21 protein-coding genes are annotated in these 24599 nt (G+C 73.9%); 6 read left to right on the top strand and 15 right to left on the bottom strand.

The window, feature by feature from the left end; all coding sequences use genetic code 11:
- Positions 1-63 precede the first annotated feature (63 nt).
- From ABT263_RS00105 to ABT263_RS00090, 4 genes are all read right to left on the bottom strand, one after another.
- Positions 64-591, bottom strand: a complete 528-nt coding sequence (locus ABT263_RS00105) for a hypothetical protein (protein ID WP_352286082.1) — start codon at positions 589-591, stop codon at positions 64-66.
- A gap of 17 nt (positions 592-608) precedes the next feature.
- Complete coding sequence (locus ABT263_RS00100; protein ID WP_329488401.1) at positions 609-1025, bottom strand: helix-turn-helix domain-containing protein; 417 nt, start codon at positions 1023-1025, stop codon at positions 609-611.
- Positions 1026-1152: 127 nt separating this feature from the next.
- Complete coding sequence (locus tag ABT263_RS00095) at positions 1153-1344, bottom strand: hypothetical protein (protein ID WP_329488403.1); 192 nt, start codon at positions 1342-1344, stop codon at positions 1153-1155.
- 426 nt (positions 1345-1770) lie between these two features.
- The gene (locus tag ABT263_RS00090; protein ID WP_352286080.1) at positions 1771-2895 is read right to left on the bottom strand and encodes a DNA polymerase III subunit beta family protein; all 1125 of its coding nucleotides are present in this window, start codon (positions 2893-2895) and stop codon (positions 1771-1773) included.
- 249 nt (positions 2896-3144) lie between these two features.
- Between ABT263_RS00090 and ABT263_RS00085 the strand changes: the two genes are divergently transcribed.
- A complete protein-coding gene (locus tag ABT263_RS00085; protein ID WP_352286078.1) occupies positions 3145-3759 on the top strand; it encodes a YceI family protein in 615 nt (204 codons plus the stop codon).
- Between the two features lie 135 nt (positions 3760-3894).
- Here the strand turns inward: ABT263_RS00085 and ABT263_RS00080 are convergent, their stop codons facing one another.
- A complete protein-coding gene (locus ABT263_RS00080; protein ID WP_352286076.1) occupies positions 3895-4860 on the bottom strand; it encodes a LysR family transcriptional regulator in 966 nt (321 codons plus the stop codon).
- A 110-nt stretch (positions 4861-4970) separates the two neighbouring features.
- Between ABT263_RS00080 and ABT263_RS00075 the strand changes: the two genes are divergently transcribed.
- Positions 4971-6275: an MFS transporter gene (locus ABT263_RS00075; RefSeq protein ID WP_352286075.1), complete on the top strand. Its 1305-nt coding sequence runs from the start codon at positions 4971-4973 to the stop codon at positions 6273-6275.
- Positions 6276-6285: 10 nt separating this feature from the next.
- Complete coding sequence (locus tag ABT263_RS00070; protein WP_352286073.1) at positions 6286-6771, top strand: macro domain-containing protein; 486 nt, start codon at positions 6286-6288, stop codon at positions 6769-6771.
- Between the two features lie 18 nt (positions 6772-6789).
- Here ABT263_RS00070 and ABT263_RS00065 read toward each other — a convergent pair whose 3' ends face one another.
- Positions 6790-7332 (bottom strand): GNAT family N-acetyltransferase, encoded by a 543-nt coding sequence (locus ABT263_RS00065; protein ID WP_352286071.1) that lies wholly within the window; start codon positions 7330-7332, stop codon positions 6790-6792.
- A gap of 183 nt (positions 7333-7515) precedes the next feature.
- Here ABT263_RS00065 and ABT263_RS00060 point away from each other — a divergent pair, with 183 nt between their 5' ends.
- The gene (locus tag ABT263_RS00060) at positions 7516-8343 is read left to right on the top strand and encodes a TetR/AcrR family transcriptional regulator (RefSeq protein WP_352286069.1); all 828 of its coding nucleotides are present in this window, start codon (positions 7516-7518) and stop codon (positions 8341-8343) included.
- Between the two features lie 113 nt (positions 8344-8456).
- Here the strand turns inward: ABT263_RS00060 and ABT263_RS00055 are convergent, their stop codons facing one another.
- The 8 genes from ABT263_RS00055 to ABT263_RS00020 form a co-directional block, all read right to left on the bottom strand.
- Positions 8457-9761 carry a GNAT family N-acetyltransferase gene (locus ABT263_RS00055; RefSeq protein WP_352286067.1) on the bottom strand — a complete coding sequence of 435 codons (1305 nt, stop codon included), beginning with the start codon at positions 9759-9761 and terminating at the stop codon, positions 8457-8459.
- A 122-nt stretch (positions 9762-9883) separates the two neighbouring features.
- Entirely contained in the window at positions 9884-10531 is a 648-nt protein-coding gene (locus ABT263_RS00050; RefSeq protein ID WP_352286065.1) for a response regulator transcription factor, read from the bottom strand.
- Between the two features lie 21 nt (positions 10532-10552).
- Positions 10553-11950 (bottom strand): C40 family peptidase, encoded by a 1398-nt coding sequence (locus tag ABT263_RS00045; protein WP_352286063.1) that lies wholly within the window; start codon positions 11948-11950, stop codon positions 10553-10555.
- Positions 11951-12185: 235 nt separating this feature from the next.
- Complete coding sequence (locus ABT263_RS00040) at positions 12186-13265, bottom strand: hypothetical protein (protein ID WP_352286061.1); 1080 nt, start codon at positions 13263-13265, stop codon at positions 12186-12188.
- 168 nt (positions 13266-13433) lie between these two features.
- Complete coding sequence (locus ABT263_RS00035) at positions 13434-15329, bottom strand: threonine/serine exporter family protein (RefSeq protein ID WP_352286059.1); 1896 nt, start codon at positions 15327-15329, stop codon at positions 13434-13436.
- 178 nt (positions 15330-15507) lie between these two features.
- The gene (locus ABT263_RS00030) at positions 15508-16161 is read right to left on the bottom strand and encodes a DedA family protein (protein ID WP_352286057.1); all 654 of its coding nucleotides are present in this window, start codon (positions 16159-16161) and stop codon (positions 15508-15510) included.
- Positions 16162-16357: 196 nt separating this feature from the next.
- The gene (locus ABT263_RS00025; RefSeq protein ID WP_352286055.1) at positions 16358-18715 is read right to left on the bottom strand and encodes a hypothetical protein; all 2358 of its coding nucleotides are present in this window, start codon (positions 18713-18715) and stop codon (positions 16358-16360) included.
- Between the two features lie 197 nt (positions 18716-18912).
- The gene (locus ABT263_RS00020) at positions 18913-20877 is read right to left on the bottom strand and encodes an ATP-binding protein (protein WP_352286053.1); all 1965 of its coding nucleotides are present in this window, start codon (positions 20875-20877) and stop codon (positions 18913-18915) included.
- Between the two features lie 407 nt (positions 20878-21284).
- Here ABT263_RS00020 and ABT263_RS00015 point away from each other — a divergent pair, with 407 nt between their 5' ends.
- Positions 21285-21605 carry a hypothetical protein gene (locus ABT263_RS00015; protein ID WP_352286051.1) on the top strand — a complete coding sequence of 107 codons (321 nt, stop codon included), beginning with the start codon at positions 21285-21287 and terminating at the stop codon, positions 21603-21605.
- A 149-nt stretch (positions 21606-21754) separates the two neighbouring features.
- On the opposite strand, the gene ABT263_RS00010 is transcribed toward ABT263_RS00015, so the two are convergent.
- The gene (locus ABT263_RS00010) at positions 21755-22924 is read right to left on the bottom strand and encodes a TetR/AcrR family transcriptional regulator (protein WP_352286049.1); all 1170 of its coding nucleotides are present in this window, start codon (positions 22922-22924) and stop codon (positions 21755-21757) included.
- Positions 22925-23255: 331 nt separating this feature from the next.
- On the opposite strand from ABT263_RS00010, the gene ABT263_RS00005 reads away from it, so the two are divergent.
- Positions 23256-24413, top strand: coding sequence for an acyl-CoA dehydrogenase family protein (locus tag ABT263_RS00005; RefSeq protein WP_352286047.1), 1158 nt, complete (start codon positions 23256-23258; stop codon positions 24411-24413).
- Positions 24414-24599: the final 186 nt, after the last annotated feature.

The raw sequence follows: 24599 nt of genomic DNA, 5'->3' as shown, positions 1-24599 counted from the left end.
CCCGAGGTCACCGGATGTGCCCTGCGGGCAGCCCGGTCCCACCGGAGTGCGGCGGTGCCGGTGCTACTCGGCGGCCTTCTTGGCCCGGGCCTTCTTCGGTGCGGGCTCCTCGGCGGGGGCGACGGCCGGCTCGTCGTCCTCGACCAGCTCGGCCTCGACCAGCTCGGGGCCCTCGGCGGACTGCGCCGCCCCGACCGGCTCGACCGCGTCGGCCGGGCCGCCCCGCTCGACGACGCCCTTGCCGCGCTCGGCCAGCTCGTCGTAGGCCTCCTTGGCCTTCACCGCCAGCTCGACCGCGCGGCCGACCTGCTGGAGGGCGAAGCTCTGCGCCCTCTCCTGGAGCACCTTGAGGTCGGCGGGCAGGGTGGTCACGGTGCCCGCGACCTTCGCCTGCGCCTCGACCAGCCGGGCCTGCGCGTCCTGGAGCCTGGCGGCGGCCTTGTCCTGCGTGCCCTTGCGGTCCGCGGCCAGGGCCTCGACCTTGCCGGGCACCTCGCGCAGCTTCTCGTAGGCGAGGTCGCCCGCGCCGGCGAGTGCGTAGAGCGGGGTCGGGTCGCTCAGGGTCTTCTTGATCTCGTCCGTGATCGGCATGCCGGTCCTCCCGTGGTCTAGGTTGCCGAGCCGACGGCGGTCGGGCCGTCGGCCTCGGGGTCGTGCGGCGCCGCGTCCGTGTCCTTGCGGGCGGCGTTCTCCTTGAGGAAGGCGTCGTAGACCGCGAGCAGCGCCTGCTTCTGCTGCTCGTTGATCAGTGGATCGGCCAGGATCGAGGCCCTCAGCTCCAGGCCCTCACCCCGCCGCTCCTCCAGGATCCCGGCCTGGACGTACAGCGTCTCCGCCGAGATCCGCAGCGCCTTGGCGATCTGCTGCAGGATCTCCGCACTCGGCTTGCGCAACCCTCGCTCGATCTGGCTGAGGTAGGGGTTGGACACGCCGGCGGCCTCGGCGAGCTGCCTCAGCGAGTACTGCGCGTTCCGCCGCTGCTCGCGGATGTACTCACCCAGCGAGCCGACGTTCAGTGAGGCCATGGGCCCAGCCTGCCCCACCGTGCTTGCAAATGCAAGCACGGTGCTAGCAACAGCAAACGCGTCGGCGCCGGGTGCTGCCGCCCGCGCGCCCGTGGGCACGTCCGGCCCGCCCGGGCCGGCGGGCCGCCTACTCGTCGCCGCCGCTGGACCGCTTGATGCTCCGGCGGCGGTTCCGCCGCGCGATGTGCAGCAGCTCGCCCGCCGCCAGGGTCACCGCCGCCACCGCACGGACCCATCGGGGCCCGCCCCGATCGGCCCACACGACGCAGACGCAGCCGCCGATGGCGAGCGCCAGGATCCCGAGCAACAGAACGATCATGAACCCACCCCTGCGGTCGTTCGTCCATCCGTGACACGGAGGATCCGTGACACGGAGGATCCGTGACACGGAGTCTTCCGGAGTGGCGACGTTCTACGCGTGGCGCGACGGGATTGCCCGGCAGCTGAGGTGTTCGACCGGATCGGTGCCGTCGACCGGGTTGCCGTTCGGCGGCACCTGGCCGACGGCCCGGCTTCCTCGAAGCTCCACGCCGGCCGACGGGCCCGACCAGCGGAGCGACGGCACCGGGCCCCTCGGACCGGCGGGCGGAAGGCAGTCCGACCGGTGCCCGTCGAGCCGAGGGCGGGGGCCGGTTCCGGACCGCGTGGCAGAGGCGCGCGCCGTCCAGGATTCGCCGATACCGCCGGTGCTCCCCCGTGACGGTCGAGGCCCGCGACCAGGGCCGCCCCGACCGACCTCGGCGGATCAGACGGCGTCCGCCACCCGGACCGGCATCAGGATGGAGAAGGTGCCGTCGCGGCCGGCGGTGCGGATGGCCAGGGGGGCGATGGGACCGGCGAGTTCGAGGACGAGCTGCTCGGGGCCGGCGGCCGGCAGGGCGTCGAGGAGGAAGTCGCGGTTGACGGCCACCCGGACGTCCCCGGGGGCCGGGTCGCCGTCGGCGGCGACGGTGAGCCGCCCGTCCCGGCCGACGGTGAGCACGGTGACCTCGCAGACTCCGCCGTTCGGGCCCGAGTGCAGGCTGCGGGTGGCACCGGACTCGACGGCGTCGCGCAGCTCGGCGGCGGCCAGGTCGATCCGGTGGACCGGGTCCAGCCGGGTCAGCGAACGGTAGTCGGGGAAGTCGTGGTCGAGGGCGGCGCCCTCGATCCGGTGGCCGCCGGTCTCGGCCCGGACCAGGCCGGCGCCGAGGGTCAGTTCGGCCTCCTCGGCCCCGGAGCCCAGCAGCGCACGGATACCGTCGACCAGGGCGGTCGGAGCGATCGCGGCGACCGGGGCCCAGCCCTCGTCAGGTGCGTCCGGCAGGTCGGGCGCGTCCGGCAGCCGCACCTCGGCGAGCGCCATCCGGTACCGGTCGGTGGCGACCAGCCGCAGCAGTCCGCCCTCCAGGTCGAACAGCACCCCGGACAGCACCGGGAGTTCGGGGTCCGCGCCGACCGCGAAGCGGACCGCACCGAGGGCCTCGGCCAGTTCGCGCGCGGGGACGGTGACGGTGCGGGCGGCAGGCGTGGCGGTCATGGGGTTCTCCCTCTGGTCGATCAGCGTGCGGATCAGGGAGAGCTCCCGGCGGGCGTCCGCGAGACCGGCCTCCAGCCGGCGCAGGTGCGCGTCGACCACCCGGTGGGCCGCGCCGGAACCGGCTTCCGCACCGAGCACGGCCCGGATGTCGGCCAGCGGCAGGCCCACCCGGCGGAGGCGGCAGAGCAGCCGGGCGTCGGCGAGCTGGGCGGGCGCGTACCAGCGGTAGCCGCTCTGCGGGTCGACCCAGGCGGGGGTGAGCACGTCGGCGCCGTCGTAGAAGCGCAGCGCGCTGACGCCGAGGCCGCTGTCGCGGGCCAGTTCACCGATGCTGCGCAGGTCGCTCTCCATGCCCGGGACTCTCCGGCCTCGATCAGGTCGAGGGTCAAGCCGCACGGCCGGACCGGACGTGACGATACCGACCGCCGGGCGCCTGCCGCGCCGGGGGCGGCAGGCGCCCGGCCACCCCCTCGCCGCTCCGCCGTCCGAGCGGTTCCGCGAGCCGCGCTGAGCCCATGGTTGAACTTTGAACGAAACCGTCCTATGGTGGAGCCAACAAGTTGAAGCCTAAACAAATGGCTTCGGACCCGAGGAGGAGCCATGGGCCTTTTCAACCGCACCAAGACCACCGCCGCCACCGCCACCGCCGTGGTCGAGACCCCGGCCGGACCGGACCTCGCCCACCTCACCGGTGACTGGGCGATCGACACCACCCACAGCGAGGTCGGCTTCTCGGTGCGCCACGCCATGGTCACCAACGTCAAGGGCCGCTTCACCGAGTACGACGGCAAGCTGCACCTGGACGGCGCCCTCCCGCACAACTCCACCGCCGAGCTGGTGATCAAGGTGGCGAGCATCGACACCAACCAGGCCCAGCGCGACGAGCACCTGCGCACCGGCGACTTCTTCGCGGCCGAGGCCCACCCGGAGATCCGCTTCCGCAGCACCTCCGCCGAGCGCCTGCGCGGCGACTCGTACCGGATGACGGGCGACCTCACCATCAAGGGCACCACCCGGTCGATCGTCCTGGACCTCGACTACACGGGCAGCGCCACCGACGCCTACGGCGCCGAGCGAGTCGGCTTCGAGGGGACGGCCGTGCTGGACCGCACCGACTGGGGCCTCAGCTACAACGCCGCGCTGGAGACCGGCGGCGTGCTGATCGGCGAGAAGGTCAAGCTCAGCTTCGACATCTCCGCCGTCAAGGCGGCCTGACCCGGCCGACCGCTGTCACGGCCCCGCGTTCGACCCGCCCCTGCCGACCCCCGAACGGCAGGGGCGGGTTCATGCCGCGAACCGCGCCCGCCCCAGGCCGCGCCCCAGGCCTCCCCGCCCCACGGCTACGGACGCCTACGCCGCGAGCAGCGCGGCGTCCGCCTCCGCCAGCCAGCTGCCGGCCGGGCGGCTCAGCCAGCCCTCGCGCGCCCCGAGTTCGGCGGCCGCCGACTCCAGCGCGGACAGGCCCGGGTGCCGCAGGTCCGGCCGGCGCACCAGGCTCACCAGCGTCAACGGCACCGGATCGACCAGTGGCACGTTCACCACACCCGGGATCAGCGGGCCCCCGACGGTGGTCAGCATCGGGTCGCCGTGCCGCGTGAGGTAGCGGGCGGTCTCGTCCACCCCGACCGGCGGCGCGTACGGCGCGGCGGGCGTGAGGCCGTGGTCGCGCAGCAGGCAGGTCCCCAGGTCGGCCCACTCGGTGGTGGCCGGATTGCCCGCGCAGACGTCCACCGGGTGCCCGGCCAGGTCCGCGAGCCGCAGCGCGGGCCGGTCGGCGAGCGGGTGGCCGACCGCCATCATCACCGAGACCCGCTCCAGCCGGACCGGCGTCTGGGCCAGTTGAGCACGCAGGCCGGCCGGCAGACCGGCGAAGCGCCCGAACGCCGCATCCAGCCGGTGCGCCGCCAACTCCTCGGCGGCCGCAGCGAGTCCGCCGAGGAAGCGGGCCAGGATCTCGCCCTCCGGCCAGGCGGCCCGGGCCCGTTCGAGCACCCGGTCGGTGGTCAGGTCCGGCCCGGAGACGTCGCTGTTGAGGTCGAGCAGCAGTGGGCGCCGCTCGGCACCGTTGACGATCTCGTCGTGCAGGGCCAGCAGCCGGCGGGCCTGCGGCAGCAACCGTCGCCCGGCCGGGGTGAGGTCGACGCTGCGGGTGGTGCGGGTGAAGAGCGCGTCGCCGAGCAGCTTCTCCAGCGTGCGGACGTCGCGGCTGAGCGCCTGCTGGGCGACGTGCAGCCGCTGGGCGGCCCGGCCGAAGTGCAGCGTCTCGGCCGCGGCGACGAAGCCGCGGAGCAGCCGGGGGTGCAGGTCATGGGGCATGGCGGCAGATTAACAACAGCCTGATGTGAGTACGGCGAAACAGGTGTTGGACCGGAAGCGGGCGGCTGTTCGAGGCTGGAGCCCTCCCCCACCCCTCCACGAGGAGTTCCATGCCCGCCTCCTACCGCCGGCTGTTCGCACTGCCCGGTACCGCCGCCTTCACCCTAGCCGGGCTGCTCGGCCGGCTCACGATGTCGATGACCGGCGTCGCCCTGGTGGTGCTGCTCTCGGAGCGGCGCGGCTCGTACGCGCTGGCGGGCACCGTCGCGGCGGTCGGCCTGGCCACCGGAGCGATCGGCATGCCGCTGCTCGGCCGGCTGGTCGACCGGTACGGGCAGGCCCGCGTCACCGTCCCGGCCACCCTGTACAACGCCGTCCCGCTCGTCGGCCTGCTGCTCTGCGTCCGGTTCGACGCGCCGGACTGGACGCTGTACGCCTGCTGGGCCGCCTGCGCGGCGGCACCGAACCTGGGCGGCATGGCGCGGGCCCGCTGGGCACACCTGTACCGGGACGACGCGGCGGCCCGGCACCTGGCCAACTCCTTCGAGCAGTCGTTGGACGAGCTCTGCTTCATGGCGGGTCCGGTGCTCGCGATGGTGCTCTGCACCACCGTGGCACCGGAGGCCGGTCTGCTCGCCGCCGGGGTTTTCGGCAGCGCCGGCGCCCTGCTGTTCGCCGCCCAGCGCCGGACCGAACCCCCGCTCGCGGCCCGGCGCCCCGGCTCGACGGCCGACCGGTCCGGCCCCCGCCCCGAGTGCTCGGACCCCGCCGATCGCCCGCACCGGCACGGCTCTCCGCTCCGGACTCCCGGGCTGCGGGTGCTGCTGCTGACCTTCCTCGCCACCGGCGTGGTCTTCGGTTCGATGGAGCTCACCACCGTGGCGTACGCCGACACGCTCGGTCACAAGCCGCTGGCGGGCGGGCTGTTGGCGCTGGTGGCGGGCGGTTCCTGCGTGGCCGGACTGGTCTTCGGCCTGCTCCGGCCCCGCCGGGCGGCGGGCGTCCGCTTCCTGTTCGGCGTCACGGCGATGGCCGTGCTGCTGCTCCTGCCGCTGGCCGCCGGGCTCGGCGGGGCCGGGCTCGTCCTGCTCGGCGCGGCGCTGTTCGTGGCCGGGACGGGCACCGCCCCGACCATGGTCACCGGTATGACGCTCGTCCAGGAGCTCCTGCCGGAGCGGCAGTTGAACGAGGGCATGGCGGTGGCGGTGTCCGGCATCGTGGTCGGCATCTCGGCCGGGGCGGCGCTCGCCGGCGCGGTCGCCGAGCACACCGCCCCCGGCACCGGCTACTGGCTGCCGGCCGGCGCCGCCTCGCTCGCCCTGCTGATCGCCCTGGCCGGCCGCCGCCACCTGCGGGCGCCCGCCGCTCCCCCGGCACCCCGGCGTTCCGGACGGATTGTCAGTGCCGCGCACTAACGTGCTCGACATGGAACCGGTGACCATCCGATACGTCCGTGGCGATGCCACCGCGCCCCAGGGCAAGGGCGTAAAGGTGATCGCCCATGTCTGCAACGACCTCGGCGGCTGGGGGAAGGGCTTCGTCCTGGCGCTCTCACGGCGCTGGCCGGAGCCGGAGGCGGCGTTCCGCCGCTGGCACCGGGAGCGCGCGGAGAACGACTTCGGCCTGGGCGCGGTGCAGGTGGTCCAGGTCGAGCCGTACATCCGGGTGGCCAACATGGTCGGCCAGCGCGGCATCCGGACGGGCCGGTCGACGGGCCCACCGGTGCGGTACGGGGCGATCGACTCCGCACTGGCGGCACTGGCCGGACACGCACTCGCGCTCGGCGCCTCCGTCCACATGCCCCGGATCGGCTGCGGCCTGGCGGGCGGGCGCTGGGAGCTGGTCGAGCCGCTGGTGACGGCCCGCCTGGTGGATCAGGGGGTGCCGGTGACGGTCTACGACCATGACTAGCCGACCACCACCGGTTCGCTACCTCCGCGATCCGGCCGTCAGCGTGGCGGCGGGCCAGGTGTACTCGTACTCGGGCAGCACGTATCCGCCCGGGAAGACGCCCTCCTGCTCCGCCGTCCGGTGACCGCCCTCGCGCTCGTAGAAGGCGACCGCCCGGGTGTTGTCGCGCAGCACCTCCAGGTAGAGGTCGGCTCCGGGGTGGCGCTCGGCGACGTGCAGGCGTACGGCGTCGAGCAGCGCGCGGCCGATGCCGCCACCGGTGCGGCCGGGCCGGACGTGCAGGTTGTCGATCAGCACCCGGCCGTCGGGCTGCGGCACCGCGTAGGCGAACCCGACGGTGCTCCCGGCCTGCTCGGCGATCAGCAGCTCCGGGGTGTTGGCCGGTTCGCCGTAGTCGACGGCCAGCCGCAGGGCCCACACCTCGTGCCGCTCGGCGGTCAGCCCGTCGCCCAGCGCCCGTGCCGGGACGATGCCGGTGTAGGCGGTCCGCCAGCTGAGGGCGTGCAGCTCGGCGACGGCCCCGCTGTCGTCCGCGGTGCCGCGGCGGATGGTGATGTCCATGGGACGAGCGTCCCACACGGCCGGACTTGATCATGATCGGACTTTGCGCCTACAGTCTCCCCATGCTTTTGAACGCGTTCGAAATGCATGGGGCGGGGCGTCGGTACCGGATGTGGAGGGGGCATCCGGTACCGCACGCACCGACACCGGCCGTCGAGGGGCGGTCCGGCTAGGCTCGGGGCCGTGGACGACCTGGCAGCGACGAACGGTACGAACAAGAAGAGCGGCACGAACGGCACGGACGGCCCCGAGGTCGCGCCCGGCACGCCGTCGACCCCGGCGGCACCACCCGCCGAGGTGCACGGCAGTCGCGCGCAGCCGAAGACCGACAAGAGCGAGGCGACCAGGGCCCTGATCCTGGAGACCGCGATGCGGCTCTTCCAGGAACGGGGCTACGAGAAGACCACCATGCGCGCCATCGCCTCCGAGGCCGGTGTCTCGGTCGGCAACGCGTATTACTACTTCTCGGCGAAGGAATTCCTGATCCAGGGGTTCTACGACCGGATGACGTACGACCATGCGGCGGACGCCAGGAATCGCATGGCCAAGACGCGGGATTTCTCCGAGCGACTGGAGATCGCGCTGACCTCCTGGCTCGACACGGCCGCGCCGTACCACGAGTTCGCGGCGCAGTTCTTCCGGACGGCGGCGGACCCGAACAGTGCGCTGAGCCCGTTCTCCGACGAATCGCACCCGGCCCGGGCCACGGCTGTGGAACTGTTCCGCGATGTGCTGCAGGGCTCCGACCTGGCGCCGAAGCTGGACGCCGAGCTGGTCGAGCTGCTGCCCGACGTGCTCTGGCTGCACCTCATGGTCGTGGTCCTCTACTGGGTCTTCGACCGGACCGAGGACACCGAGCGGACCCGGGAGTTCGTCCGGCGCTCGACCCCCATGGCGGCCCGGGTGATCAACCTCTCTCGCTACCGGGTGTTCCGGCCGATCGTCCGCGACGCCAAGGGTCTCATCCAGGACTTCATCCTGCCCACCATCGGAAAGAACGCCGTCAAATAGGGCCCGCCTCCGCCCTGGAACACAGGCGACGGCCGGGCGCTCCCGATATCGGGAACACCCGGCCGTGAACACGCGGCCGTGAACACCCGGATGCGTGGGCGCACCCACGCGACTCAGAAGCTGTCCGGGTTCCAGGCGAGCAGGGGCGTGCGCAGCAGCAGGTCGGCGGCGGCGGCCGCGCCCGGGCGCAGTTCGGTGACCAGGCCCGCCGCGGCCAGTCGGGGGGCGGTCTCGCCGCCCAGGTAGAGCGAGCCGAGCGCGGAGACGCCCAGCGCGAGGTCGGCCTCGTCGTCGGTGCGGGTGCAGCGGCCGCTGCCGTCGGCGGCGACCTCGACCGCCCACCGGCCGGCCGCGTAGCCGTCCCGGTCCTCGACCTCCAGGACGACCCGGCCGGGCGCGCCGTACGTCCGGGCGTTGAAGGCGGCCTCGACGTCGAGCACCCGGAGCCACATGAAGTCGGCGTTCTCCGCGTGGGGCGTGGCGGCGCGCGGGTCGGCCAGCAGCAGCGGCAGCGGGTCGTCCGGTCCGATGTTCTCCACCACGACCTTGCGCACCCAGTCGACGGAGAGGACGAACCGCCACAGCTCGGCGGCGGTGCCCCGGTCCAGTGCGAGGAAGTCGACGACGGTGAGGGCGCAGTTCGGGTAACTGCCGTCCCAGGTGTCGTCGACCCGGTAGACGACCAGGCCGGTGGCGGTGCCCTCGGCGTCGCGGTGGACGGCGGCGAAGGGCTCCTTCCACTCGAAGCCCGGTACCTGGACGTCCCCGGTCTGGCGCCTCCACCAGAGTTCGTTGCGGGCGATCGCACCGGGCTGGGTGCGCCGCCAGCGGTCGTGCAGCTCGGAGCCGACCTTGCGCAGCTCCTCCATGCGGACGAGATCGATCCGCCCACCGGGCACGGTCGGCAGGCCCTCGCGCAGACCCCGGGCCCGCAGCAGGTCGATGTTCCAGCCGTGGCCGCGGGTGGCCGGGCCGAAGCCGTAGCGCCCGTAGATGTTGTACTCGGCGGCGACCAGGATGGCGACGGCCGAACCGCGTTCCCGGGCGGCTGCCAGATCCTCCGTCATCATCCGGCGGAGCAGGCCGCGCCGGCGGTGGGTGGCGGTCACGGTGACGGAGGTGATGGCGTCCGCCTCGACGACCGCTCCGCCGGGGACGGTCAGCTCGACGTCGAAGCTGCGGAAGGTGGCGACGTAGCGGCCGGCGTCCAGGGCGCCGAGCACCCGGCCGGGCGCCCACTGCTGGCGACGGAAGTCCGCCGCGCTGTCCACGTGTGAACGGAGGAATCCGAGAGCGAGCGCCCGGTCCCAGCCCTCGATCTCGTCCTTGGCGATCGCACGGATCTCGACTCCGCCGATGCCTTCTGTCTGCTGGGCGCTGCCCGGATCGCGGGTGCCGCCGTCCACATCGTTGCCCATGACGTCACGGTACGACCGCCCTCCGGCGACGGCACCTCATTTTCGCCCGTCCCGAAATCGGCCCTGCGGGCCGGTGCGCGGCCGGGCCCCGCGCTGTCGGCCCGCCCTTTCGGGCCGGTGCGTCAGGCGGCGCACCCCGGCACCACCAGGCCGGACTCGTACGCGATCACCACCGCATGAGTCCGGTTCTGTGCGCCGAGCTTGGTCAGCACGTTTCCGACGTGCGTCTTGACCGTCTCCTGGCTCACCGTGAGCGAGTCCGCGATCTCCGGGTTGGACAGACCGGTGGCCATCAACCGCAGCACCTCCTCCTCCCGCCCGGTCAGCGCCGCCCTCGGCAACGCTTCGGCGGAACCCAGCGGCCGGGCGGCGACCATCCGGCGCAGGGCCGCCGGGAAGAGGATCGCCTCTCCCGCCGCCACCACCCGCACCGCCTCGGCGATCTGCCGGACCGGGAGCCGCTTGAGCACGAACCCGCTGGCCCCCGCGCTGAGCGCGGCGGTGACGTAGCCGTCGTTCTCGAAGGTGGTGATGACCACGACCTTCGGCGCATCGGCCGAGTCGGCCAGTAGCTGCCTGGTCGCCTCGATTCCGTTGCGACGCGGCATCCGCACGTCCATCAGGACCACGTCCGGCCGCAGCAGCCGCGCCTGCTCGACCGCCTCGACGCCGTCGGCGGCCTCCCCGACCACGACGATGCCCGGCTGCACCGCGAGCAACGTGCGCAGACCGCTGCGCGTCACCTCGTCGTCGTCCGCGAGAAGTGGCACCTCCCCCCGGGGCCGTATCCGCTACGGGCGGGCGTAGAAGTCCGGGGTGCCCATGATCCAGAGGCTGGCCTGTTTGACGGGCATGCCCTGGCGGGGGGCCTCGATCATCTGATCGTCGCCGATGTAGAGGCCGACGTGGTGGATGTCGGCGGCCCGGCCGGTGTCGGTCCAGAAGACCAGGTCGCCGGGGCGGAGCTGGCGGTAGCCGATCGGGGTGCTCTGCGCGTACTGGTCGGCGGCGAAGTGGTTCAGCTGCTTGCCGCCCTGGCGCCAGGCCATCATGGTCAGCCCCGAGCAGTCGTAGCCGCCGGGGCCCTCGCCGCCCCAGACGTAGGGGAGGCCGATCTTGGAACGGGCGAAGGCCACGGCGGCGGCCGCGCCCTCGGCCGACCACGGGCGGGCAGCCGGGGGCGAGCTCGGAGCCGGCGCCATCGCGGTGCCCGCCGCCTCGGCTGCCGTCTTCTCCGCCGCGGCCTTCTCCGCTGCCGCCTGTTCAGCCGCCGCCTTCTCGGCAGCGGCCTTCTCGGCGGCCGCCTGGGCCGCGGCCTCGGCCTCACGGGCGGCGATCGCCTCCAGCGCCTCGCGCCGCTGCCGCTCCAGCTCGACGGTGGTGTGGCGGGCGGCGGCGAGATCGGCGAGCAGTTGTTCGCGGCGCAGGCCGACCGCCGTGACCTGCGCCTGTTGCGCGGCCAGCCGCGCCTCGGCCCGGCCCCGGGCCGCACCGACCTCGGCGGCGGCCTTCTCGGCGGCCTCGGCGGCGGTGCGGGCGGTGGCCGAGGCGCGGGCCGCGGCGGCTGCCGTGGAGGTGGCCGCGTCCAGGATCTGCCGGGTGCGGTCACTGGCGACGCCGACCACCGCCACCTGGTCGCCGGCCTCGCGCGGCCCATGGGCGCCGATGAGGGCGTTGACGGCGGAGAGCTCGGCGCTGGTGCCCTGACGGTACGTTTCGGCGGCCAGCCGGGCGGCGTCCTCGGCGGCCTCGGTCCGCGCCGCCTCGGCGGTGGCGGCCCGTCCGGCGGCGGCGGACTCCTCGGTGCGAGCGCGGGTGAGTGCGACCTGCGCGCCGTTGTAGGCCTCGACGGCCTGCTCGACGGTGCGGGCGGCCCGGTCCAGTTCGGCGGTCGCCGCGGTGAGCCCGGCTTCGATGGTGGAGACCGAGGCGGCCCGGCGGTCGGCCTCGACCCGGGAGCGGTCGACCTCCTCGGCGGAGGGGTAGGCCCCGTCGGCGGAGGGGTAGGCCCCATCGGCCGGCGCCCCCGCTGCAGAACCGGACGCGGAACCGGCCCCGGACGCGGAACCGGCTGCGGCCCCGGACGCCGCGTCATCGACCGCGTCCGCCGGGACTGCCGCGGCGGCGGGAAGCAGCCCGAGCAGAGCGGTGAGGGACAACAGGAGGGTCGGCAGGAGCCTGCGCACCACGGGACATCCCTTCTCAGGTGTCGGACGTGGGCCTTCGGAGAGCCCCAGGCGGACCTGGTCACCCCGACCACCCAGCGAATCTGGCGAAATATTCCATCCCGTGACAAGTCGGTCACTCATCGCCATATTCTCAAGCCGGACGGCCTTCACACCCCAAGCCCGCACCGCCGGCCGGGTGACCCATCAGATGATCTGACCGGAAATCACCATCAGCCAGGGGCTCAGGGTATACGAACTACCGATGGATCCGAGGGGTGTGCGGCCTCAGTCGGGGGTGTCGGTCGGGCCTGGGCTCCAGACCGGTCGGACGCACCGCGTAGGTGCGGTTACGGCCCGCCCGGACGGTGCGGCGGCGTTGCTGCGCGAGCGGCCGGGGGCCGGGCTCGGGCCCGATGGGAGCGGGCCCGCCGGGGCCGGGGCGCTGCCTGCCCCCCGGCCCCGGCGTCGCCGCCGAGCGGCGGTCGGCCAGCCGGGCGGAACGCCGGGCCAGCGCGCGGGCGGCGTGCGCGTCCAGGTGGGCGGAGGCCCGGGCGGCCATCCGCTCAGCGACCCGGTGAGCGGCGGGGTGGCCGGCCGGCACCTTGTCGGGGGCGCCCGCGATCAGGTCGAAAAGCCAGGTACGGGCGATGTCCGCACGCCGGTGCAGTCGTCGCTCACGCCGGAGCGCGCGGGCCCGGCGCCGCGGACGGGTCGCGTAGCGCCAGCGCGCCCACGGGCTGCTCGGGCGGGCCAACCGGATGGCACCGATCCAGGAGAGGCCGGGCACCAGGATGCCGAGCAGTCCGGTCCACATCTTGCCCTTGAGCAGGGTGATGACCGAGACCAGGGCGTTCACCGAGATCACCGTGACCAGTCCCCACCTCGTCTCCTGACTGGGTACCACGCCGAGCGGCACGTACCCGACGAGCAGCAGTGAGGTGCAGAGGATGCCGAAGATCACCGCGTCCACCGACTTGCGGCCCTGCTCGCTCCAGTAGACGTCGTCCAGGTGCAGGATCAGCGCGAACTCGTCCAGCACCAGGCCGCAGCCGATGCCGAAGAGCAGTCCGAACACATCGATCCACGGGTGGCCGCCGTAGGTCGCGAACACCCCGATGCCGCCGGTCAGCAGGAAGCCGAGACCGAAGACCATGTGGTGGATGTGCAGGCCGCCGGGGGTCACATTGCCGGGCCACCAGCGGACCTTGGCTCGGATCATCCGGACGCTGAACCGGATCAGAACGAAGGAGGTGATGAATCCGACCAACAGCAGGAACAGCGGTTGCTTGTGCGCGGCGACAATGTGCTCGCGGTAGCCGTCCAGCAGTGTGGTCATGCGTCTTACCTTCGTTCCTGGTCCTGCGTACGTCCTGCCACGACATGACCCGGGGGCCAACACCGGCCCAACGAGCCCACCACCCCCACCGACGCGGCGCCGGAGACCCGGGGGCCGGAGACCCGGGGGCCGGAGCCCGGAGGCCGGGGTGCGCGTCGGTGCGGGCGGTCAGAAGCCGCGGGTGCGCTTGGCCGCCCGGCGGGGGGCGGCGAGGTACGGTTCCGGCCGCTCCGCGCCGGCCGGGAGCTTCATGAAGAGCCGGGCGATCTCACCCCCGAGGTTCACCCCGATCGCCAGCGCCAGGGCGATCGCGGCGGCCCGGGTGATCTGCACCAGACCGGCGCTGGCGTGCCCCTGGGTGAACGAGAGCATCCCGAGGTAGAGCGCCGAACCGGGCATCAGCGGGCCGATCGCAGCGGTCACGTAGGGCAGCGCCGAGCCGTTGCGGTAACGGGCCATCAGCTGGCCGAAGAGGCCGACCAGGCCCGCCGCCACTCCGGTGGCGGCGATCGGGGAGACCCCGGCGTTGTAGACCAGCACGCCGTAGCTGGCCCAGCCGATGCCGCTGTTCAGGGTGACCAGCGCGAGCGAGCGGCGGTCGGTCTGCAGCAGCATCGCGAAGGCCAGCGTGAGCACCAGGGCGGCGATCATCTGGACCGGTGGGTAGTTCGCCCCGGCCAGGCTCTCGTCCGGTTTGAGCTGGGGGTCGAAGCCGACCCCCAGGTAGAGGATCAGCATCACGCCGATGACGATGCCCGACACCAGGTAGATCACTTCGAGCAGCCGGGCGGCGGCGGTGATGTAGAAACCGGTCAGGCCGTCCTGGACGGCGGCCACCAGGGCGCGGCCGGGCAGCAGGGCGAACAGCCCGCCGGTGATCACCACCGAACCGCGCAGGCCCAAGGTGTTGAACGAGAGGATGATGCCGGAGGCCGCGGCCGGCATCGCGGCCAGCACGAACTGGTAGAACTCCGGCAGCCCGCGCCGGGCGATCAGTGAGGCCAGCCGGTCGCCGAGGACGGCCGCGATGAACGCGCTGGCGAACACCAGCCAGGCCTTGTCGTCGATCCGGCCGCCGACCAGGAAGGTCGCCGCGCCGGCCAGCAGTCCGGTGTTCAGCGCGAGCAGCCAGGTCGGGTACGGGTGCCGGTTGCGGCGGATCAGCGCGAGGCGGCGGTACGCGTCGTTGACCGAGACCGTCTCGGCGGTGATGTCGGCGACCAGCTCGTACACCGCGTTCAGCCGCGTGTAGTCCGAGGTGCGGCGGCGCACCACCCGGTCCGCGGTGACCGGCGGTTCGACCAGCGAGGGCTGGTGCGAGATCCCGATCAGGGTGAAGGTGACCTGCGGCTCGCAGTGGTCCAGCCGGTAGGCGTGGGCGATGCCGAGCATGGCCGCCTCGACGTCCTCGGCGGCCTCGCCGCTGGCGAGCAGCAGTTCGCCGATGCGCAGGGTCAGGTCGAGGATGCGCGGGACGCTCCGGCCGGCGGAGGGGTGCAGCTCACGGGGGGTCCGCTCGAAGGCCGGGCGCTCGGACATCGGGGTGCGCAGCAGGGTGCGCATCCGGTCCGGCCAGGGCGCCTCGCCGGGCGCGCCCGCCGTCAGGGTGGGGATGGCGATGCCGTCGGGCGGGGTGTAGCCGGCGGCCCGCCACTCCTCGGGGGTGAGGGTGTCCTCGGCGACCGAGCGCCGACGGCTGCCGGGCACGCTGTCGGCGTCCAGCCCCCCGGCGGCCCCGGCGGCCGCGGCGGCCGCGGCAGCACCAGCGGCACCAGCGGCACCAGCGGCACCGGCGACGACGCCCTCGGCGACGACCGCGCCCGCCGCACCGACCGGCCCCGGCTGGGGCTCCGCCTCCAAGAGCTCCGGCTCCGAGGGCTCGGCGGCCGGCTCCGGGTTCAGCAGGCCCTTGGTCTCCCGGACCGGCGTGACCAGCGGGATCACGGTGGCGGGTTCGACGGTCGGGGCGGGGTGGCCGAGCAGGCCCTCGGTGGGCGGGGCCTCGGAGGGGTGGAGCGGACGCGGCTCCGGACCCGGGCGTGTCTGTCGCGCCTGACGGGCCACCCTGCCGCCCCTGGCCCGCTTGCCTCCGCCCGGTCGGCCCCGCTTAGGCACTTCCGCTCCTTGCCGCCCCTGATGGCGCCGGGTGGGCCCGGCGCCGTTCGATCACGGGTTACACCTTGCCTGATCGAACTGCCGGACGCACATGTACGTCGCGGCGGGCGGCCGCCCGCGCGGGTGCCTACCCGGCGCGGTGGCGGGCGGGGACGGACCGGCCGGACCGGCGGGCCCGCAGCAGTTCGACCGCCACCGGCACCACCGAGACCAGCACGATGCCGACCAGGATCGCCTCGATGTGCTCCCGGACGAAGGGGATCTGGCCGAGGAAGTAGCCGAGCACCGTGACGCCGGCACCCCAGAGCACACCACCGACGACGTTGTAGACGACGAAGGTGCGGTAGTTCATCCTGCTCACCCCGGCGACGATCGGGGTGAAGGTCCGCACGATCGGCACGAAGCGGGCCAGCACGATCGCCTTCGGTCCGTGCCGGTCGAAGAAGGCGGCCGCCTTCTCCACGTTCTCCTGCTTGAACACCCGGGAGTCGGGCCGCCGGAAGAGGCCCGGTCCGACCTTGCGGCCGAAGAGGTAGCCGACCTGGTCCCCGGCCACGGCGGCGGCCACGATCAGCACGCACATCAGCCAGAGCGGCAGGTGCAGGTAGGTGCCGTCGGCGATCAGCAGGCCGGTGGTGAAGAGCAGGGAGTCGCCGGGCAGGAAGAAGCCGATCAGCAGACCGGACTCGGCGAAGACGATGGCGAGGATGCCGAGCGGCCCGAAGGTGGAGATCAGGGTGGTCGGATCGAGCCAGGACGGGCCGAGGGCGAGGCTGGTCACGGGGCAGGCACTCCTGGAGGTCGAGTCTTGGCAATGAAATAGTAAAGCATTTGCCAAGAACCTCTTGATCCGGGAGTCCCTGCCCCGCGCCGGGGGCAGTACTCCGGGCCGCTACTCGGGGTCGAGACTCCGGGCCGCTACTCGGGGTCGGAACTCGGGGTCGGAACTCGGGCTCGGGCCCGCTACCAGCGGCCCGCTACAGCCCGTAGCGCTCAATGATCTCCTCGTGCCGGGCGGTGTCCGTGCCCGCCGCCCGGGCCAGGTCGAGCCAGGCCGGCGGGTGCGGCCAGGCCGCGGTGAGGCGGCGCAGCAGCGCGTCGGCGTCGGCGGCCCGCTCGGTGGGCGGCACCCCGACGGCGGCGTAGATCCCGGGCAGGACCTCGTCCTCGTCGGTCGGGTCGGTGACGCTGTACTGCTCCCCGCTGTAGGCCCAGACCGCGTACCCGGCCTGACCGAGCTCCTCGCGCAGCCGGGCCCAGGCCTCGTCGCCGGGCCAGCCGCCGTCGATCCAGAAGGTGGTGTAGCCGGCCGGGTCGAGCAGCGTCAGCAGTCCGAACACCGGGCGGTGGCGGCGCCGCTCCTCCTCCGGGGCGTCCTCGCCGGGCGGCTCCTCCAGCAGGGCCGGGGCGAAGACCACCACGTCGCCGTGGTTGAGCGTGAGGTCGTCGCCGAGCACCGGCAGGATGCGGGCGGTGGCCGGGCCGGTGCGGACGGCCGGGAGGTCCGCGGTCGCGCCGTTGGTCCGGGTGGCCCGGACGGTGACGATGTGCCACTCCTCGTCGACCGGGCCCTCGGCCTCGTCGAACTCCATGCCTATCAGCGCGCCGGTCGAGCGGACCGTCGCCCAGTCCCGGTTGACGGTGGCCGCGGTGATCAGGTGCCAGAGGTCGGGCTCCTGGACGGTGCGGTGCCGCTGCTCGTCCGGAGTGCCCTCGGCAGGCAGCGCGTGTTCCAGCAGTTCCTGGTAGTACCGCTGCGCGGCCGCGTGGTCGCCCAGCTCGGTGGCCGCGGCGGCGGCCAGCCGGCGGGTGTTGATCCGGTCCGGGTGCAGGGCCAGGATCGCCTCGCACTGCTCCACCACGTCGGCCCAGCGGCTCTCAGCGGCGGCCCAGCGCGCCCGGATCCAGTGGCCGCCGGACGGGTTGGTCCCGGTGATCCGGTCGGCGAGCCGACGGATGCCCTCGTCGTCCCCGGCGTCGATCAGGGCGCTGCCGAGCATCGCGGTCAGGCCCTCGCTCGCCGGGTCGGCGTCCAGCCGGTCCCAGAGCAGGTCCGCGGCGGCCCGGGAGTGGCCGAGGCCGCCCAGCACCGCGGCCAGGTCGAGCGCCAGCCCGGTGGCGCCGGCCGGCTCGCCCCGGTACTCGTCCAGGGCGGCGGCGAGCAGGTCGGCGCCGGCCTCGTAGGGCACCTGCGCCTCCCCGAGGAACGCGGACAGCTCGGCCGCCGGGACGGGCAGCTCCGGGACGGGCAGCGCCTCGGCGTCCGCGCGCAGCCGGGCGACCTGCTCGGCGACGCCGTCGGTGCGGCGCAGCCGGGACAGCTTCCGTTCGCCGAAGGCCGCCAGGGTGAGCGCGATCGTCCGGGCGCCGCGTGCGACGGCCAGCCGGCCGGCGGCCAGCAGCAGGTCGACGCAGGGGCGGTGCGAACCGGTGCCGTCCAGGTACCCGACCCAGCCGGCCAGCGCGGCGCCGAGCTCGGCGTCGTTCTCCCGGGCGCCCGCGGCGACCAGCAGCTCGACCGTCGCCGTCCAGGCGGCCCGGATGTCGGCGTGGCGCTCGGCGTCCGCCAGGCTCGGCAGCAGGGCCAGCGCCTCGTCGGTGCGGCCGAGCGAGGCGAGCGCGCGGGCGCGCAGCACGGCGCCCCAGCGCCGGTCGCTCTCGTCGATCTCACGGCCCCGGCCGCGCTCGGCCTGCTCGGCGGTGTCGAGCAGGGCCAGTACGTCCTCGTGCCGGCCGAGCAGGTGCAGGGTGCCGGCCCGGGAGTGGTGGAAGTGCAGCGAGAGCCGCTGGCCGGCGGACTGCATCCGGGCGGCGGCGGTGTCGAGGTGGCTGAGCGCCTCGGCCGGCCGGCCGTCGTCCTCCAGGGCGTCCGAGTACTCCCGGGAGAGGCAGTCGAAGCAGGCCCGGGCGGGCTCGATCCGCTCCAGCGTCTCGCTCAGCACGGCGAGCCGCTCGGGCACGTAGCCGGGACCGTCGACCCGGGCGTGGCAGATCGCGAAGTCCTGCACCACGCAGACGGACTGCGGGCAGCCCGCCGTCTCCTCGCGGTGCGCGAACTCCAGCAGGTCGACCGCCTCGGGCAGCGCCTGCTCGCCCTGGTGCCGCTTGTTCAGCAGGTTCTGCATCCGCCAGTGCCGCAGGTAGACCTCGACCCAGGGCAGGCCGAGCGCCCGGGCGGCGGCGACCGCCTCCGGGTAGACGGCGTCGAGCTGGTCGTTGCGCCCCTCGTTGGCGTGGCCGGGGAGTTCGTAGATGGCGTCGGCCAGCCGCCGGTGGCCGGCCTCGGCCAGCTGCTGGTGGGTGTCGTGCACCCAGGCCCAGATGTCGGTGCTCATACTGCTTGCGTCTCCCCCTGCGGGTGGTGCGCTGTGCTGGTGGACAGTGTGCTGACCACCTCTGACAATCCGTCCGACGGGTTCGGACGGGCGGGTCCCGGACGAACAGGTTCCGGACGAACAGGTCCCCGCCGGCCGGGTCCCGAACGGGCGGTGCGGGGCATGGCCCCCGGGCGGGCCTCGGGGGCCGGCGCCGTTCAGCCCCGGTCGCGAAGGCCCCCCGGGTCACCGGATCCGCCCGGTTCCCCGAGCTCGCCGGGGCTGTCCGGCACCGTGCCCAGCCCGGCCGGCACGGCGGCGGTCAGCGCGGAGACCGCCGTCCCGATGCCCGCCAGCGCGCCGCCCAGGTCGCCACCGCCCGAGCCCGAGCCGGCGGACCCGGCGGACCCGGCCGAGGCCGCCGCCATGATCACCTTGAGCGAGCGGAGCAGCCCCGCCGCGGTCGCGCTGCCGGTGTGCCCGCCGCGGTAGGCGGTGAGCAGGTCCTGGACGGCCGGGCAGGCCAGGTTGAGGTAGAGCCGGGCCTTCACCTCGCCGCCGGACCGCGCGGTGAAGGCCCGGGCCAGACGCAGTGCGGCGGACGGGATCCGGGCATCCGCCTGGTCGTCCTCGATCCGCGCCTTCAGCTCGGCCTCGCGGTCCGGGACGAGGACGAGCGGCAGGCCCGGCGGGTCGAACCGGGCCGGGACGAGTTGCTCGCCGGGGTCGGCCAGGGCGCCGGTCAGCCAGGCGGTCTCCTCGGCCGGCAGCGGCCGCTCCGGGTCGCGGAACAGCTCACGGTTCCCGTTCTCGCTGCCGAGTTCGACGATCCGGCAGTCGCGCAGTGCGGCGTAGCGGCGCAGGAAGGGCAGCACCGCGTAGCGGTCGCCGCGCGCGATCGGCACCTGCATCGCCCGGTACAGCATCTCCTCGAAGCCGCCGCCGCTGCCGAGCGCGACGTGCACCGCGCCGCCGCCGGCGGCCCGCAGCGCACCGGCCGTCAGGTCGCCCTGCGAGGTGGGCACCGGGACGTCGTCGGCGAGCAGGGTGAAGAGCCGGTCGTCGCAGAGCGCGGCGCCGAGCAGGTCCTGGCCGTGCCGGGCGAGGATGCGGCGCCAGACGGCGGGGCGCAGCCGGGCGGTCTCGTAGAGGCCCTCCACCACGGCGTCGGTGAGGGCCTGCTGGAGCGCCCGGTAGTGCTCGTCGCGCTGGAGGTCCTCGCGGCTGGCGGTGGGGGTGAGCCGGCTGGACTCGACCACGCCGCCGATGAACCCGGCCCAGCTGGGCAGCAGGTCGCGGGCGTCCTCGGCGAGCAGCATGCCGCGCAGGTAGACGGCGAGGTCGCGGTTGTCGCTGCTGCCGTAGGTGCCGCCGTCCTGGACCCAGAGCAGGCCGACCGCGTCGCTGCCGCCTTCGACGGGCTGCACGGGGAACGCGGTGAGCGGTTCGAAGCGGCGGCCGAAGGCGCCGGCGAACCGCATCCGGGCGGCGTACGGGTCGCCGTCGACCGCCTGGCGCCAGGGCACCGGAACGGCGTTGACGGGTTGTTCGTCGTCGCCGACGTAGACCGGGATCGGCAGCAGGACGCAGTACCGGCCGAGCACCTCGCGCAACGCGTTCTCGTCGGCGAGGTGGGCGTGCTCGGTCTTCAGCGCGAGCTCGACCAGGGTGCCGGGGGCCGGCCGGGCGGGCACCCGCTCGACGCTGTACTGCTCGCCGCCGAAGCTGCGGTAGCGGTGGCCGAGCAGCGGCTCGCGGTGCGAGGTGGTGGTGACGGTGACCTCGTCGGCCACCGAGAAGGCGGAGAGGAAGCCGAGCCCGAAGGCGCCGATGAGCTCCTGGTTGCCGGTGAGTTCGCGCAGCATCCGGGTGTAGCCGGTGCCGACGGTGGCCAGGTAGGCGTGGATCTCCGGCTCGGTGAGGCCCGCGCCGGTGTCCTCGATGCCGACGGTGCGCCGGACGGCGTCGGCGCGTACCCGGATCAGCGGGCGGTGCCCGCCGTCCGGGTCCTCCAGGAGCCGCCGGGTGTGCGAGTCGTGGGCGTTCTGGACGAGTTCGCGCAGGGCCACCAGCGGGGTGGAGTAGAGGTGGGTGGCGAGGACGTTCACCAGTCCGCCGAGATCGACCTCGGTCGTACGCAGATCCTCGGTGGGCACGGGGTCGGGCGGGAGACCATCAGACATGGGTCCTCAGTGTGCCAGTGCGACTATCCGGCGACCATTTCTTTCTGAGGCCGGCCCGGAATCGGTTCGGGATCGACCGGGGCTCTGCCTGACACTGGCCTGGCACCGGGCTGACACCGGAGGACCGGTCAACCCGGCATTGACAGTGCAGTCCCGTCGAAGCCGCCGTCCGGCGGACCCAATCCGCCCTCCTTCGAGGGAACTTGACGCTCTCCGCGCGACCGCGCGCGGCTCCTCCCCGCTCTCCCGGTTCGTCGCCTTCATGACACCATCGGGCGAATTGCCACCCATTCGGTGGAGTTCGCCCAGGTGCTGGTGAATGCTGGTCGTGCGACGTCAGGAACCGGCGCTGCGGGGCGGCCACCCCGGAACGCGCCACTTTTTCGCACTCTCTCAGGGAGATCAGCGTGTCCCGTATCCGCGCAGCCGCCGCCGTCACCGCCCTCGGGGCCTTCCTCCTGGTCGGTCTCGGGTCCGCCACGGCGTACGCCGACAACGGCGCCGGTGCCAACGACCACTCCAACAGCAGCGTCGTGAACAACAACGGCTCCGGCAACGTGCTCGGCAACGTGACCGGCAACCTGGTCAGCACCCAGCAGACGGCCACCGGCTCCGGCGCCGGCAACCAGAACAACGGCCTCGCGGTCGCCGGCAACGCCGGCAACGTCGGCGCCCTCCAGGGCAACGGCAACCTCGCCGCCGACGTGCACCCGCACATCTTCTTCTAGTCCCGGCCCTCCTCGCCGCCGCTTCCGCTCCGGCGGCGAGGACCCGGACCGCGCACCAGGGCGCTCGCGGCCCGACCGGATCCACCGCGCCGCGACGCCGGGCCGGGTGCCCGCCCCCACCGTCCTCGGGGGCGGGCACCCGGCCGTCGCTATGCGGGCCCGGGGAGGCCCAGGACGGCCCGGCCGAGTCGCCGCAGGCAGTCCCCGAGGTCCGGCCGTTCGCAGTACGGGCGGTTCCGCACCCCGTCGTTGACCAGAGCGAACAGTGCGTGCACCCGGATCCTGGCCTGGGCCGTGTCGTACTGGGGGCGGACCTGGCAGAGCAGTTCGACCCAGGTCCGCAGGAAGTCCCGGCGGAAGTCCACCGCGGCCCGCCGGTCGGGCGCGGCCAGCCGCTCGGTCTCGCTCAGCATCGCGCCCAGGTAGTCGCTGTTGCGCCGGGCGAAGCCCACGTAGGCGGCCAGCGCGGCCTCCAGGGCCGGCCCGGGCTCGTCGGCGACGGCGATCGCGCCCTCGACCTCGTGCCAGAGCCGTTCCCGGCTGCGCACCAGTGAGGCGGCCAGCAGCTGGGCCTTGCTCTCGAAGTGCCGGTACACGCTCGGCCCCGAAATGCCGACGGCGGCGCCGAGTTGGTCGGTGCTGACGTTGTCGAACCCGCGCCGGTGGAACAACCGCACCGCCGCCGCGAGCAGTTCCTCCCGGCGGGACTGCGCCCGGGCCACCGGCGCGGCCGCCGGGCAGTCCTGCGGATCGGGCGAGGTGTCGCCCAGCGGCACCGCCAGGATCGCCGCCACCAGCTCGCGCAGCAGCCGCTCGGCCCGGCGCGGTTGCGGCACGGCCGACTGGTAGGAGAGGCCGGCTCCGGCGGAGAGCGCCGACCAGCAGAGCAACTCGGCTTCGGCAAAACCGAGTTCCGGGCGCTCCGCCCGGAGCACCCCAACCATCAGCGCGACGTCCGCGCGCAGCTCGCGGCGCAGTCCGGCCCGTCGGACCGGCGGCAGCAACCGGGCGTCCCGCTGCACCAGCGTGCCGAGCGGCCGGTGCCCGACCGCGACGGCGGCCAGGGCGGCGCCGATGTCAGCCGTGGTCGATGCCGCGCGCAGTCCGCCGGACAGCTCGTCCAGCCCCAACCGGAGGGTGCGGTCCAGCAGTTCGGGCTTGCCCCGGAAGTGCCGGTAGAGGGCCGGCGCGGTGATGCCGACCCCGGCGGCGACCTCCGTCATGGAGACCTGGTGGTAACCGCTGCGGTGGAAGCGCTCGGCGGCCACGGCGAGGATCTGCGCCTGCCGGGATCGCGCGGGCGGCCGTCGTACCACCATGACGTCGCTCCTCGCCCTCGCCGGCCCGTATGACGGGCACCTCGCCCGGGTGCCGGCCCACGAGGTCCGCGGCGCCGCGGCCCCGCACCGCGGTCGGAGCGGAGCGGAGCGGACTACGGGGCGCCACCCGCCGACCGTAGGCTAGCAAGGATTCACTTGTGGGGGGCCGGAGCCGGTCACAGCGGGCTCGGTCACGGTACGGAGACCGCCGCGCCGACCCTGGACAAGTCGAAGCTACCCGGGATTAACTTGTGGGGCGATCAGCTGTCCACCGGCCCGCAGCCGCCCGTGCCGGCCCGCACCGCCTGGCACCACCGAAGGGAGCGCCGTCGTGCGCCGCACCGTGTTCACCGAGGACCACGAGGCCTTCCGGGAGACCATCCGGGACTTCATCGCCAACGAGGTCGTTCCCGTCTACGAGGGCTGGGAGGCCGAGGGCCACCCGCCGCGCGACTTCTACCGCCAGCTCGGCGCGCTCGGCGTCTTCGGCATCGAGGTCCCCGAGGAGTACGGCGGCGCGGGCGAGAGCGGCTTCAAGTACCAGGCCGTGGTGGCCGAGGAGACCGCCCGGGCGGGCGTCAGCTTCGGCTCCTCCGGCGTGCACACCGGCCTGGTGCTGCCGTACCTGCTGGAGTACGCCTCCGAGGAGCAGAAGCAGCGCTGGCTGCCCGGTTTCGTCTCCGGCGACATCATGACCGCCATCGCGATGACCGAGCCGGGCGCCGGCTCCGACCTCGCGGGCATCACCACCACGGCCCGGCTCTCCGAGGACGGCACCCACTACGTCCTCAACGGCGCCAAGACCTTCATCACCGGCGGCGTGCTCGCCGACCTCGTCCTGGTGATCTGCCGGACCGCGCCGTACGACCCGGAGAACCGCCGGGCCGGCCTCTCCATCCTCTGCGTGGACACGGCCTCCGCGGGCTACACCGTGGGCCGCAAGCTGCAGAAGATCGGTCTGCGCACCTCCGACACCGCCGAGCTGGCCTTCAGCGACGTCAAGGTGCCGGTGGAGAACCTGCTCGGCGAGGAGGGCAAGGCCTTCTCCTACCTGACCCACAACCTGGTCCAGGAGCGGCTGGCGATCGCGGTCGGCGCCTACGCGGCCTCCGCGGCGGCGGTGCGGTTCGCGGTCCAGTACGTCAAGGACCGCAAGGTGTTCGGCAAGGCGGTGGCCGAGTTCCAGAACACCAAGTTCACGCTGGCCGACTGCGAGGCCCAGGTGGTCGCCCAGCAGTCGATGGTCGACCGCGCGCTGGAGCTGTACCAGAGCGGCGAGCTGACGGTCGCGGACGCGGCGGCGACCAAGCTGTTCTGCACCGAGTCGGCCTCCGGCGTGATCGACAAGTGCCTCCAGCTGCACGGTGGTTACGGCTACATCCTGGAGTACCCGATCGCCCGCCTCTACACCGACAACCGGGTGTTCCGGATCTACGGCGGCACCAGCGAGGTCATGCGCAGCATCGTCGCGAAGTCGCTCGGCCTGTAGCGAGGACCCTGCGGCGGGGCCTCTGCGGCGGGGCCTCTGCGCCGGGGCCTCTGCGCCGGGCCCCTACGGCGAGGACCCGCGCAACGGGAGCCCGGGCCGGCCGCACCCACCGGGCCGGCACAGCCGGGAGCGCCGGGGGGGGCCCCCCCCCCCGCGGCCCCCCCCCCCGCGCCCCCCCCGCCCCGG

The organism is Kitasatospora sp. NPDC001603, assembly GCF_040298365.1.
Classification (GTDB): Bacteria; Actinomycetota; Actinomycetes; order Streptomycetales; family Streptomycetaceae; genus Kitasatospora.
Note: the sequence above shows the minus strand (reverse complement) of the source record. Positions and strands in the feature narration are given on the sequence as shown.

Bases quoted from the DNA above. Each gene is read 5' to 3' on its own strand.
- ABT263_RS00080 (WP_352286076.1), bottom strand. From the start codon at position 4,860: ATGCCCCATGACCTGCACCCCCGGCTGCTCCGCGGCTTCGTCGCCGCG.
- ABT263_RS00100 (WP_329488401.1), bottom strand. From the start codon at position 1,025: ATGGCCTCACTGAACGTCGGCTCGCTGGGTGAGTACATCCGCGAGCAG.
- ABT263_RS00065 (WP_352286071.1), bottom strand. From the start codon at position 7,332: ATGGACATCACCATCCGCCGCGGCACCGCGGACGACAGCGGGGCCGTC.
- ABT263_RS00095 (WP_329488403.1), bottom strand. From the start codon at position 1,344: ATGATCGTTCTGTTGCTCGGGATCCTGGCGCTCGCCATCGGCGGCTGC.
- ABT263_RS00020 (WP_352286053.1), bottom strand. From the start codon at position 20,877: ATGTCTGATGGTCTCCCGCCCGACCCCGTGCCCACCGAGGATCTGCGT.
- ABT263_RS00010 (WP_352286049.1), bottom strand. From the start codon at position 22,924: ATGGTGGTACGACGGCCGCCCGCGCGATCCCGGCAGGCGCAGATCCTC.
- ABT263_RS00090 (WP_352286080.1), bottom strand. From the start codon at position 2,895: ATGGAGAGCGACCTGCGCAGCATCGGTGAACTGGCCCGCGACAGCGGC.
- ABT263_RS00070 (WP_352286073.1), top strand. From the start codon at position 6,286: ATGGAACCGGTGACCATCCGATACGTCCGTGGCGATGCCACCGCGCCC.
- ABT263_RS00040 (WP_352286061.1), bottom strand. From the start codon at position 13,265: ATGACCACACTGCTGGACGGCTACCGCGAGCACATTGTCGCCGCGCAC.
- ABT263_RS00025 (WP_352286055.1), bottom strand. From the start codon at position 18,715: ATGAGCACCGACATCTGGGCCTGGGTGCACGACACCCACCAGCAGCTG.
- ABT263_RS00055 (WP_352286067.1), bottom strand. From the start codon at position 9,761: ATGGGCAACGATGTGGACGGCGGCACCCGCGATCCGGGCAGCGCCCAG.
- ABT263_RS00085 (WP_352286078.1), top strand. From the start codon at position 3,145: ATGGGCCTTTTCAACCGCACCAAGACCACCGCCGCCACCGCCACCGCC.
- ABT263_RS00105 (WP_352286082.1), bottom strand. From the start codon at position 591: ATGCCGATCACGGACGAGATCAAGAAGACCCTGAGCGACCCGACCCCG.
- ABT263_RS00075 (WP_352286075.1), top strand. From the start codon at position 4,971: ATGCCCGCCTCCTACCGCCGGCTGTTCGCACTGCCCGGTACCGCCGCC.